The sequence below is a fragment of the Actinomadura fulvescens genome, from assembly GCF_039533225.1.
In the GTDB taxonomy this organism is placed as follows: Bacteria; Actinomycetota; Actinomycetes; order Streptosporangiales; family Streptosporangiaceae; genus Spirillospora; species Spirillospora fulvescens.
On sequence record NZ_BAAATD010000005.1, the window covers coordinates 589101 to 601702 of the forward strand.

A 12602-nucleotide genomic window follows, 5' to 3' on the forward strand; every position below is an offset into this window, starting at 1 on the left:
CCTGGCACTACAGGCGTAGATGACGGGTTAGCCTGCGGAGTCGGCACAACTGGGGGCAGCGTGAGCGGGACGAGAGCGACAGGCGCGCCGGACGGCGCCCTGACGTGGTCACGCCCGCGCCCCGGTTCCGCCCCGCACTTCGGCAAGACCGGCCGGACCCGTCGCAGATTCACGATCAGCGACCGGCTTGGGCCGGGCTGGCCACTCACAGTGATCTTCGTTGGATTCCCGGTGTGGTGGGTGCTCGGCCTCGGCACGTTCATCTTCCTGCTGATGACGGTGCCGATGACGCTCTACCTCTACCGTCATCGGGCTGACCTGGTCGTTCCCCGCGGCTTCGGACTGTGGCTGTTCTTCCTGGTCTGGGTGCTTCTGGGGGTCGGTGTGCTCTGGGCACAGGCTCCGGGCGCGGCGCTCGGCGGGGGGATGGGCCGGTTGCTGGTCTTCTCCTGGCGGGTCGCCTGGTACGTGGCGGCGACGGTGGTCCTGCTCTTCATCGGCAATCTGCGTGAACGCGACCTGCCGGCCGAACGGGTGGCCCGGCTGCTGGGCCTGATGTTCGTCTTCACCACGATCGGAGGGCTGGTCGGCTCCTTCTTTCCCACCCTCGAGCTGACCTCTCCGATGGAGATGCTCCTTCCCGGCGGCCTCGCGAAGAACGAGTTCATGGCTGACTGGATCCATCCCAAGGTCGCTTCTGTCGAGTCGATCCTGGGCTTCGAGCAGGCGCGGCCGATGGCGCCGTTCCCGTACGCCAACACCTGGGGCTCGGCCTACGCGTTCTTCCTGCCGTTCTTCATCATGACCTGGCTGGTCCGCGGCTCAAGGGCCAGGCGGGTGGCCGGCGGCGTGGTCCTGCTGGTCTCCCTGTGGCCGGTCGTCTACTCCCTCAATCGGGGGCTGTGGCTGGCACTGGCACTGATGGCGCTGTTCGGCATCGCCAAGATCCTCGCGAACGGCGACCTGTCGACGGTGCGCCGCACCGTCACGGCGATGCTGGCCGGTGCGGTACTGATCGCCGCCTCACCGCTGCCCGGGATGGTCCAGGCCCGGCTGGACAACCCGCACAGCAACAACCGCCGCGGACTACTGGCCTCCCAGACGGTGCGCAGCGCGATGACCGGTTCGCCGATCGTCGGCTTCGGCTCCACCCGGGACGTCCAGGGCAACCTCACCTCGGTGGCGGGCGGCGACCGGCCCGGCTGCCGGGCCTGCGGCGCGCCCCCGCTGGGCACGCAGGGGCACATCTGGCTGCTGATCTTTGCCACGGGACTTGTGGGCACGGTCACGTTCCTTCTCTTCTTCGGCCTGTTCTTCTTCCGCCACTGGCGATCCCGCATGCCCTACTGCCTGGCGGGCTGTGCCGTGCTCATCTCGTTCGGGCTGTTCGTGCTGACCTACGACCTCGTGGAGGTTCCGCTGTTCACGGTGATGATCGCGGTGGCGCTGATGTGGCGCGCCCGCCGCACGGCCGAAGGCGGGCCGGCATGAGCGCCACCGCGAAGGCCGCCGCCTGGGTGCATACGGTCGAGGCCCTGTGGCCGGGCGCCCGGGTGGAGCCGCATGATCGCCGTGCTCCTGCGGGATCAGAACGGGGTGGCGCGGCGAACGACCACCGCCGGGAGCTGGTGTTCCTGCCTGACGCCGACCATCCGCGACTCCTCCTCCCTGCGGGAATGCCAGGCGTCGCCGCCGCGGCGCTCCGCCGCTACAGCCACGACCTCGGGATCAGGCAGCGGGTCTCCCGGGCACTGGTCGCGGCGGTGGCGCGCACGGGTGTGCCCGAACGGGCCATGCGCGATCGGCTCCGGGTCCACGGCGGAGAGGGCGCCTCGATCGAAGACCATCTGGGTGAGTTGCTGGGGCGCACCGTGGTGGTTTCCGTGGGGCTGGGGACCCTCCGGGCGAACCGCAAGCCGATCCTGCACGTGCTGACGCCGGACGGGACCGCGGTGGCGTTCGTGAAGGTCGGTGACACCTCCACCGCACTCAAACTGATCGCCGCGGAGGCGGTGGCGTTGGAGAGTCTGGCGAGCCGGGACCTACCCGGAATCGACGTCCCGCGCGTTCTGCATCACGGCGACTGGCGTGGTCTCGGCCTCCTGGTCCTCTCGGCTCTGCCGACCACGGCCCGCGGCTGGCGGCCGCGTCGCTCCGCGCCGCTGGCGGCGATGCGCACGCTGGCCGCCTCCGGCGCCGGGTGGCACGAGAGCAAGCTGGCCGGCAGCGGTTACTGGGCCGACATCGAGCAGGTGCCGTCCCGGCTCGACGATGCGGATGCGGCCAGTCGGCTGACCGAAGTAATCGAACGTGCCGGTGAGCGCCACGGCTCCGTCGCGCTGCGGTTCGGTGCCTGGCACGGTGACTGGACGCCATGGAACATGTCCTGGCACCGCGGCAAGCTGCGGTTGTGGGACTGGGAGCGCTTCGCCGACGGGGTGCCCTATGGCTTCGACCTGCTGCACTACCGTCTGCAGGAGGCCACCCGCACCGCCGCGCGATCGCCTTACGAGCAGTTCCCCTCCCCTGAGCTGCTGGCGCCGCTCGAACTTCCCCGCACCATCACCACCGCGGTCACCGAGCTCTACTTCGTGGAATTGTGCGTGCGCTACCTGCTCGCCGCCCAGGAGCCGATCGGGGAGCCGCTGCGCGCACATGCCGGCCAGTTGCTGAACCTGCTCCACGGCGGAGGAGACGCATGATCTCCAAGCGCGACGCCCCACAGTGGGTGAAGGACTCCGGCCGGGCAGCCACCCGGTCCATCGGGCGGCTCACCACCGAGTTGCGCATGCTCCCGGACTTCCTCATGGTCGGCACGCAGCGGGGCGGCACGACCTCGCTGTTCCGCTCGCTCGCCGAGCATCCTGCCGTCGCCCAGCCCATTTTCCACAAGGGCGTGCACTACTTCGACGTGAACTACCGGCGTGGGCGGCGCTGGTATCAGGGGCACTTCCCCACCCGTGCCGCGGCACGCCGGCGCGCCGCGGCGGTCGGCGACCGGCCGCTGGCGTTCGAGTCGGCTGGCTACTACATGCATCACCCGCTCGCGCCCGAGCGGATCGCCGCCGACCTTCCCGGCGTGAAGCTGCTCGTCCTCCTCCGCGACCCGGTCGAACGCGCTTTCTCCGCCCACAAGCACGAGCTCGCCCGCGGCTTCGAGACTGAGCCGTTCGAGCGTGCCCTGGAGCTGGAGCCGTCCAGGCTGGCGGGCGAGGTCGAGAAGATCCGGGCGGACGGCACCTACCTGAGCCACAGTCACCGCCACCACTCCTACGTGGATCGTGGCCGGTACGCCGACCAGCTGGAGGTTCTCTTCGGCCTCTTCGGGCGGGAGCGGGTTCTCGTGCTGTTCGCGGAGGACTTCTTCGCCGAGCCCGAGACGCACTATGACCGAATCATCGAATTTCTGTCGTTGCCGCGCTGGCGTCCCGCGACGTTCGAACGCCACAACGCCCGGCCAAGCTCGCCGATGCCCGAGTCGGTCCGCACCCGACTGACCGACCACTTCGAGCCGTACGACACCAGGCTCATCGGGCTGCTCGGTGAGGTCCCGGCCTGGAGGCGGTGACATGGGGCAGATGACATGAGCGAGCCGCTTCGATCGCAGGCCGGTCCGGAGGGCCGGATTCTGGTCAAGGCGACGCCGCCCCGTCCGCCGGAGGCCGTGCCGCTCTCGCGCTACACCAGGTTCATCCGGCGGCAGTGGCCTGTCATTGCAGCGTGCGTGGTCGCCGGATTCGTCCTCGGGCTGCTGCGGACCGTGCTCTTCGTCGACCCGACCTACACCGCGACCGTGGTGGTGCTGGCCCCACCCGTGCCCCTACACACGGGCCTGCAGACCACCACGCTGCTCCCCGCGCCCGTGCCGACTCCGGTCAAGCGCAGGCCACGGGAGTCCACCATGGACACCGAGACCCAGCTCGTGCACTCGGACGAAGTGCTCAAGCGGCTCAGCGCCTTTCCCGGCTTCCACGCCGGACGTGAGGAGCTCAAGCAGCGGATCACCATGCGCGTTCCGAAGAACACCCGCGTCCTGACCATCATGGTGACCGCCGACGACCCGGTGCACGCCCGTGACGGTGCCGACATCGTCGCCGAGGCGTATCTCACGCTGCGCGGCGAGATCCTGGGCGGCATCCAGCAGCGGAACCGCGAGAGCCTGGAACGCCGCCAGGATCTCCTACGCAAGCAGCTGGCCGCCCTGCCTGGAGACCCGGCCGAGCTCACCCGCCTGACGGTGCGCACCCGCCGACAGGCGATCATGCGGGAGCTAGGAGAGATCGCCAAGCAGCTGTCCCAGCTCGAGGGCACCGCGACCCAGTCCGGCGAGGTGGTGCGCGGCGGCACCACGCCACAGGCGGCCGACGACCCGGGCCGGGAGGTCTCTCCGACCACGGGTGCCGGACTGGGCCTGGTCGCGGGCGTGGGCCTCGGCATGCTTCGGGCACGTCGCCCCCGTCAGCTGCGCACACGCGCGGAGATCCGCGAATCGTTGGCCCTTCCAGTACTGGCCGAGATCCGGGACGATCCGGCGAGCTGGCGGAACGCCGGCCGCCGGCTGCGCAACCTCGTTCATCAGGAGAGCGCCACCACAATTTTGATCGTGGGCATTCCCGGCCGGGTGGCCGCCGAGCCGGCGGGCGAACTCGCCACCGCCCTGGTCGAGAGTGGGCGGACGGTGACCCTGCTGCATCTCGACCAGGGCAACGGATCCAGCGAGACCAGACTGGAACGCGAGGACGGGGCGCTGGACGCCGATCCACGGTTCACCATGGTCACCTTCCGGGATCTGGACGAGGACCGCATGATCACCAAGGCGATCGCCGCCGCGCGCCTGAGATCCTCGGTCGTGGTCGTCGTCGGTACCGGGCTAAGCGGCGCCCAGACCCTCTCGGTCGCGCTCACGTGCGACCTGAACGTGCTCGTCACCGACGTCGTCCACGCGCTCGACAAGGAGCTCGGCGAGGGTGTCCGCGCGCTCGAGGCCGTCTCGGCCAAACCCGAGGGCGTCGTGCTGGTCGGCGGCGCGGCGGGGCGGCGTCGCGATGAGCCGGACCGAAGTGATCTCGCGACGGCGCCCGGATGAAGAGATCGGGCGGCACCCGCCCGATCTCGCGCGAAGTGCAGGCCACGCGTGGCACGGTGGACTGCAGGTAATGTCGGGGCAAACAAACGGCCAGGTGCCGGTCGACGGTTTCAGAGGCATCGAACACCCTGGGAGATAAAGTGGCGGCGGACCAGACTGGAACAGTTCATGGGCAGCTCGTCGCCGCGCTGCTCCGCCAGCGCAAGCTGATCATCGTCGTCGCGCTGCTGGCCACCGGCGCGGGTCTGGCGGCAGGTCTGCTCACCACCACCCTGTACACGGCGACGGCCTCCACGCTGGTGTCGCCACTGGAAGGCAACCCGTACTCCCCGCAAGGACGCGGTGACGACCTGCTCAACCTGGAGACCGAGGCGCAACTCGTCAAGACCGACGCCGTCGCCAAGATGGTGAAGATCAAGCTTCGCTCCGGAGATTCGCCCGGGGAGCTCCGCGCCAAGGTCACCGTGCAGGTGCCGCCCAATACCCAGGTGCTCAACATCAGCTTCGCGGCCAACGGTCCGGCGCAGGCTCGCGACGGCGCCCAGGCCTTCGCCGACTCCTACCTCGCCTACCGGCGCCAACGGACCCAGGCCATCCTGGACGGCAAGCTGAAGAAGCTGCACGACAGCTCGCGCCGCGTCGAGGCCGTGCTCCAGACCGCGACCACCAAGCTGCAGTCGTCCACCGGCTCGCAGCGCGCCTACTGGAACACGCGCGTCCAGGCCTACTCCAACCAGCTCGGCGTGATCGAGGAGCAGTCCAACGACGTCCGGAGCACCCCGATCAATCCGGGCCAAGTGATCAGTCCGGCCCTTCCGCCCACCACCCCGGCCGCTATGCGCCCGTTGATGTTCGCCGGCGCGGGGCTCGTCATCGGCCTGCTCCTCGCCGTCACCATCGTGCTGCTCCGGATGCGCACCGACCGGCGCGTGCACAGTACCCAGGACCTCGAGCAACTGGGCGTCCCGGTGCTCAGCACCGTGCCCCGCCCGAGGCTGGGCGAGGGGTCGCTGGCCCTGGCCAGCGCCCCCAAGGGCGGCGCCGGCGATGCCTACCGCCGGCTGCGTGCCTCGATCGTCGCCGGCGCTCCGCCGGCCCCGGTCGCCCTGCTGGTCACCGCGGCCACGCCCGGCCGTTCTTCGACCGTGGTCAGCTCCAACCTCGCCGTCGCGCTGGCGCTGGCCGGCTCGGCCACGATCATGGTGGACGCGGCGAGCAGCGAGCCGGACCCGGCGCCGTTCTTCGGCCTGCGGCACTCTCGGGGACTTTCCGACGCGCTACTCGGCGGGGTCGACCCCGCCGAATTGCTCGTGCACGCCGACTCCCAGCTGCGGCTGCTTCCCCGCGGTGGTGACCCGGTCGAGGCCACTCACCGCTTCAGCGGTCCGCGGATGCGTGAGGCGATCGACGTCCTGCGGCGGCGCGCAGGCTTCGTCGTGGTCAACGCCGACAGCGTGAGCGACGCCGACGCGCAGGCGCTGCTGGCCCTGGCCGACGCGGTGGTCCTGGTCGTGACCTTGGGCGTGACGACGCGCGACGAACTGGAGCAGGCGTACGCCGAGGCCGAACGAACCAAGACCCTAGTGATCGGCGTCGTCGTCGACACTCCGCCGGGCAAGCGGGCGAGGCGTGCCGAGGACCACGCCCGGCGGCTGGACGTTGGTGGCCTGCCTGCGGCGCCGGCGGACGACCGCGAGATCGATATCCAGACCGAGCGCCGGAGGAGCACCCCCGCGTCGCCGACGTCTTCAGAATCCACCGCGTCTTCCGCGGCGTTCGGATCGTCTGCGTCGGCTGCGCCCGCTCGATTCGCTGCGGCATCGCGGCGTCCGGAGGGACGCCTGGCAGGGCAGCGTGCGGAGGGCGCCTCATCGACCCGGCGACGCTCCGCCGAGAAGGCCACCGGGCTCGACGCGGCTGATCCGACATCCACAATGCCTGACCAGACCGCGCCGCTGCCCGTGGTGAGCGATCTCAAGCCGGCCGCCCACGAGGACCGCGACGACGATGGCACGGACCTCCCGGACAAGCCGGTGGCCGGGTCGACGGGCACGAGCAAGGCAGGCCAGAACGCATCGAGCGGACACGAACGATCCTCAAAGCCGACGGACGACGGCGTGCGCGACGTCACGGCCTACTGGTCGAACCTGGTCTGGGGTTCGGATGAGGACGAGGAGCCGCGCGACTCCGGCTGCCACAGCGAGGAATCCAAGGAATCCAAGGGTGCCACGAGTGAGCCCGGCTCCTGAGGGCCCGAACCTCGGCCGTCTCGCCCGGGGCGGAGCCCTCAATCTCGCCGGAGCGGTGTCCGCCGGAGTGCTGGGGCTCGCCCTCGTCTTCATCGTCGCTCACGCCTACGATCCGGCGACAGCGGGCGCGTTCTTCGCCGCCACGTCCCTTTTCCTGATTATCGGTGCTGCTGCGGGACTGGGCACCGACACCGGGCTGCTGCGGTGGGTGCCGCGTCACCTCGCGCTCGGCGATCCCGCCGCGGCGCGTCGGACGGTGCCGATCGCACTAGTGCCGGTCGCGGCGCTCGCGGTGACCGCCGCCGTCACGTTGGCCGTGCTCGCGCCCTGGCTGGCGGACCGGCTCGGCTCCGGCGAACCGGAGCAGGTCACCGTCATGCTCTGGGTACTGGCCGCCTTCCTTCCACTGGCGCCGCTCCAGGACGCCCTGCTGGCGGCGACCCGCGGGCACGGGGCGATGCGGCCGACCGTTGCCATCGAGAAGGTCTTCCGCCAGTTCGCGCAGGTCGGCGGGGTATTCGCCGTTACGTTGATCACCGACCGTCCGGCGGCGCTCGCGCTGGCCTGGGCCCTTCCCTACCTGCCGGGCATGATGGCCGCGGCGTTCTGGTACCGGCGGCTCGCTGGCCAGGCGTCCTGCATATCAGATGACGTCGCCGCCGCGGCGGCCGCATCGGCCGGAGGCGGTCGGATCGCGGTCAGGGCGCAGGCGGCCGAGTTCTGGCGGTTCACCTCGCCGCGCGCCCTCGCCGGCATCTGCCAGCAGGCGCTCCAGCGCGCGGACATCGTGCTCCTGGCGGCCCTCAGCTCGCCGCGGGACGCCGCCCTCTACACCGCGGCGACGCGCTTCATCGTGATCGGCCAACTGGGCACCCAGGCCGTGCAGAACGTCATGCAGCCCGCCGTGAGCCGGCACCTGGCCCTGTCCGACCGTGCGGGCACCCAGAAGGTCTTCGCGGTCGCCACCGTGTGGACGGTGCTGCTCACCTGGCCAGTCCACCTCACCATCGCGGTGGGCGCCTCGGTCTACATGTCACTGTTCGGTTCCGGCTACGCCGGAGCCGGCACGGCGCCCACGGTCATCCTCGCGTTGGCCATGTTGCTCGCCACCGCCGCCGGCCCCCTCGACGTGCTGCTGCTCATGGCGGGACGGAGCGGGCTCAGCCTGGTCAACAGCGCCACGGCCCTGGCGGTGAACATCGGGCTGAACCTGTTGCTCATCGACCGCCACGGAGCGACCGGCGCAGCGATCGCCTGGGCCGCCGCCATCGTCACGCGCAACCTACTGGGCATGATCCAGGTGCGCCGGATCCTCGCCATGGGCCCGCGGGGCGCCGGGCAGGCCATGGCAGCGTCCTCGGCACTCCTGTGCTTCGGTATCTTGGCCCTGGCCACCAGGGAGATCTTCGGTGCGAACGCCACCGGAATGACGATAGGGCTCATCTCCGGCATGGCCGGATACGGTGCCCTACTCTGGTTCGGCCGGGAACGGCTCGCGCTCACCGCATTCACCGCATTGCTACCCGGCCGACGCGGCGGCCGGCCAACGGTGTTCGACGACGATCCTCCGAGGAGAGTGCATGCCCGCAAAGCTTGACCAGGTGCGACGTCGTTCGCGCACTCTCCTGCGCAAGGCGGGCGTCACACCCAGCGGCCCGCTGTACGGTCGGCTCGTCGATGCCGGGCGTTCCTTCCCCCTTCCGCCCAAGGCGCGTGCCGCCGTGTCCACAGCGGTGCTCCGGCGCCCCTGGCACACGATGGTCCCCCTGGACCGCCTCCTGATGGGCGCGCAGGGAGGCTGGACGGCGCGCGAATTCGCCGAGCGCACGGACGACCTGTGCTGGCCCTCCACCCCGTTCCTCGACGGACCGCATGTGTCGCTGCTCAGGCTGGCGGAGGAGCGCGGCGAGGAACACCCGTTCACCGACGAGGAACTCCTCGGCACCGCCTACTGCCGGCTGGGCCTTCGCTGCGTCGCTGCGGGCTCCACCTACTTCGGGGCCACCGACGAGGCGGGCGTGATCACGGCTGCGCGTGTGTTCATTGACCGCTACCAGGGGAAGGCGACGCCGTGGAACGGCCGGCGCCGTCCCGACGAGAGCGGCCCCGGCGATCCCGTGCTGGTCGCCCCGATACGCGGCTCGGATTACTACCAGGTGCTCGACGGGCATCACCGGCTGGCCGTCGCTGCGATGCGCGGCCGAACGACCTACCCGGTGCTCGCCAAATGGCTGCCCGTAACAACGCCGCTCCAGGACCATCTGCTCAAGATGAGCTGGATCGATGGTAGCCGGGAGCTCTACCAGCCTCTGGACGCGCCCGAACTCCACAACTGGGCCAGGGTGCGCCAGTGCACCGATCGTCTCGGGAAGATGCGGGAATTTCTGGCCGGACGAGGCATCGCGCCTCCGGCCAGCTACCTGGATGTGGCAAGCTGTTACGGCTGGTTCGTCGCGCAGATGGCTCAGGCCGGTTTCGCAGCCTCCGGGATGGAACGCGATCCGCTGGCGATCCCGTTGGGCCGAGCAGCTTACGGGTTGCCGGACGATGCCATTGCCACGGGCGATTGCATCGAGCTACTGCGGAACGCGGACCGGACGTGGGATGTGGTGTCCTGCTTCAGCCTGCTTCACCACTTCGTGCTCGGCCGCGGCTCGGTCTCCGCCGAGGAGATGATCAAGTGGCTCGACCAGGTCACCGAGCGGGTGTTGTTCTTCGACACCGGCCAGGGCCACGAGGAGTGGTTCCGCACGTCGCTGCGCGGCTGGGACCCGGCGCGGATCGCCGCGTTCCTCCGCGAGCACACGACGTTCGACGAGATCATCGATCTCGGACCGGATGACGACGCCCGGCCGCCCTACGAGGACAACTACGGGCGGCACCTGTTCGCCTGTGTCCGCGGTCGCTGACCGCCAGCCGACGCTGATGAGCGACGACCAGGCCAGGATCCGGCGAGTCGCACGGTCCTGCCTGGCGATGGCCGCGGGGACGGCCACGGTCGCCGCGTGCACGGTCACCACCAGTAAGGAGTACAAGATTCCGCAAGCTCAGGCGGCGCCCACGCCCGGTGTCGCCGCGCGCGAGGTCGGCGAGGTGTGGACGACCGGCCTGAACCGCGACCGCCAGCTCGGCCGCGCGCCGGACAAGCTGACGGACGCGGCCCTGGCCCCGGCGGCAGGGGGAGGCGGAGGTGGCCGGCTGCAGGCCGTCGCGGTGGCCGCCGGCGCACGGCATACCCTCGCCTTGGTTTCTGGCGGCCGGGTGGCGGCGTGGGGAGCCAACGACAAGGGGCAACTCGGCGACGGCACGCGTCTCGACCGCGCGGTGCCCGTGGCTGTCCGGGCGCCTGGCAACCCACGGCTTCCGCTCACCGGCGTTGTAGCGATCGCTGCCGACACGGACTTCTCGATGGCATTGCTGCGCAACGGGACCGTCGTGACCTGGGGAGCGGGCACGGCGGGTCAGCGGGGCATCGGCCGGTTCGGACGCGCTGGCGAGCCGCCGTCCCCGACGCTGGTCCTGCGCCCCGACGGAGGAGGTCCGCTCACCCGGGTGAGGGCGATCTCCGCCGACGGCAACACGGCGCTGGCCCTGCTGAAGGACGGGACCGTGGTCGGCTGGGGCTCCAATGACTTCGGGATGGTCGGTGACGGCAGTACCGACGATCGTCCTCTGCCGCGCGGGGTGCGCGGCCCCGACGGTGAGGCGCGGCTGGCCGGCGTGACGCAGATCGCCGTCGGCGGGCAGCACGGGATGGCCCGGCTGCACGACGGCACGGCGGTGAGCTGGGGCCGCAACGACTACGGGCAGCTCGGTGACGGAACCATGACCGACCGCCGCGAGCCGGTGCGCGTGGCCGGGCCGTACGGCCTTCCGGTGCTCCGCGACATCGCCTTCATCACCGCCGGTGAGCAGCACAATTTCGCGCTCCGCGGAGACGGCAGCGTGGTCGCGTGGGGCAACAACACGGCCGGACAGCTCGGCGACGGCACGACTGCCTCCACACCCCGGCCCGTTCAGGTCGCCGGTGTGCGGAGCCCACGTCTGCGTGGCGTGGCCCGGATCGTCGCGGGTGAAGCATACGGTGTCGCGGTCCTTACCGACGGCTCGGTGCTGACCTGGGGATCAGGCAGCAGAGGTCAGCTCGGCTCCGGCACCAGGGCACCGCGGACAAGGCCAGGGCCGGTCGTGCTGGCCGACGGGCGCCGCACGGGACGCGTGCTCGGTGTGGGGACGGGACGCCGGCACCTTGCGCTGCTGATGCGATGGTGAGCCCGCGAACGCTCCGGGGCGGCGCGTTCGTCATCGTCCTCCTGCTGGCGGCGTCACTGAGCGTGGCCTGTGGGGGCGACTCCGCCGACCGGCCCCGTCCCCGGGTGGCGCTCGGCGTCGCCGCACAGAACCGGGCCGAGATCCAGCAACGCGAGGAGGAGACCGGGCATCGGATGGCCGGAATCCGCGCCTTCCGCCGCTGGGACGAACCGATCTTCGACTCGGGCATGCGGTGGGCACGGAGCGGTGGCCGTGAGCTCTACCTGTCGATCAAGTCGAAGCGGCTGAACAACGCCGTCATCCCGTGGCGCGACATCGCGAACGCCGAGCCCGGCGACCCGCTCTACGCCGACATGCTCTCGCAGTCGCGGCAGCTGAAGGACTTCGGCGCATCCGTGTACCTGATCTTCAATCACGAGCCCGAGGCACGCCCTTCCCGGGCGATGGGCACGCCGGCCGACTTCGTTGCGGCCTGGCGGAAGCTGGTGAAGGTTCATCGCAAGGCCGGAGTACGGAACGTCCGCTACGTGTGGACGGTGACCGCCATCGCCTTCAGCCGGAACGGAGGGCGCGAAGCGCGGGAGTTCTACCCGGGCGACGCGTACGTCGACGGCATCGGCGTGGACGCCTACAACTGGTACCGATGCCTGAGCCCTACGAACCCCTGGATGAGCCTGGCGGAACTGATCGAGCCGCATCGTCTCTTTGGGGCCGCCCATCCCGGCAAGGAGCTCATGGTGCTGGAGTGGGCCTCCGCCGAAGATCCGCAGTCGCCGGGACGCAAGGCGGCCTGGCTGCGCGATGCCGCGGAGCTCCTCCAGCGACCGCCGTACGCGGCGTACACGGCGCTGATCTATTGGGACGGTCGGCACGTTCCCGAGGCCTCGCACATTCGATGTGACCTCGACTACCGCAGTTCCGCAAGCGCCCTGTCGGCCTGGCGGCAGATCACTGACTCCGCCCCGTACCGCTTCCACTGATCCGGGCGGCGAACC

General features: G+C 70.5%; 9 protein-coding genes. All 9 read left to right on the forward strand.

Annotation, left to right across the window (positions count from 1 at the left end; genetic code table 11):
* The first annotated feature begins 210 nt into the window (after positions 1–210).
* Complete coding sequence (locus ABD333_RS21725; protein ID WP_344543562.1) at positions 211–1491, forward strand: hypothetical protein; 1281 nt, start codon at positions 211–213, stop codon at positions 1489–1491.
* Positions 1488–2702: a hypothetical protein gene (locus ABD333_RS21730; protein ID WP_344543564.1), complete on the forward strand. Its 1215-nt coding sequence runs from the start codon at positions 1488–1490 to the stop codon at positions 2700–2702. The genes ABD333_RS21725 and ABD333_RS21730 overlap by 4 nt, the downstream gene beginning before the upstream one ends.
* The gene (locus ABD333_RS21735; RefSeq protein WP_344543566.1) at positions 2699–3568 is read left to right on the forward strand and encodes a sulfotransferase; all 870 of its coding nucleotides are present in this window, start codon (positions 2699–2701) and stop codon (positions 3566–3568) included. Before ABD333_RS21730 ends, ABD333_RS21735 begins: the two co-directional genes overlap by 4 nt.
* 15 nt (positions 3569–3583) lie before the next feature.
* The gene (locus ABD333_RS21740; RefSeq protein ID WP_344543567.1) at positions 3584–5086 is read left to right on the forward strand and encodes a hypothetical protein; all 1503 of its coding nucleotides are present in this window, start codon (positions 3584–3586) and stop codon (positions 5084–5086) included.
* A 140-nt stretch (positions 5087–5226) separates the two neighbouring features.
* The gene (locus ABD333_RS21745) at positions 5227–7335 is read left to right on the forward strand and encodes a Wzz/FepE/Etk N-terminal domain-containing protein (protein ID WP_344543569.1); all 2109 of its coding nucleotides are present in this window, start codon (positions 5227–5229) and stop codon (positions 7333–7335) included.
* Positions 7319–8932 carry a lipopolysaccharide biosynthesis protein gene (locus tag ABD333_RS21750; RefSeq protein WP_344543570.1) on the forward strand — a complete coding sequence of 538 codons (1614 nt, stop codon included), beginning with the start codon at positions 7319–7321 and terminating at the stop codon, positions 8930–8932. Before ABD333_RS21745 ends, ABD333_RS21750 begins: the two co-directional genes overlap by 17 nt.
* Positions 8916–10244 carry a hypothetical protein gene (locus ABD333_RS21755; protein WP_344543572.1) on the forward strand — a complete coding sequence of 443 codons (1329 nt, stop codon included), beginning with the start codon at positions 8916–8918 and terminating at the stop codon, positions 10242–10244. Before ABD333_RS21750 ends, ABD333_RS21755 begins: the two co-directional genes overlap by 17 nt.
* A gap of 16 nt (positions 10245–10260) precedes the next feature.
* Positions 10261–11607, forward strand: a complete 1347-nt coding sequence (locus ABD333_RS21760; RefSeq protein ID WP_344543573.1) for an RCC1-like domain-containing protein — start codon at positions 10261–10263, stop codon at positions 11605–11607.
* Positions 11601–12587, forward strand: coding sequence for a glycosyl hydrolase (locus ABD333_RS21765; RefSeq protein ID WP_344543575.1), 987 nt, complete (start codon positions 11601–11603; stop codon positions 12585–12587). Before ABD333_RS21760 ends, ABD333_RS21765 begins: the two co-directional genes overlap by 7 nt.
* The last annotated feature ends 15 nt before the right edge of the window (positions 12588–12602 follow it).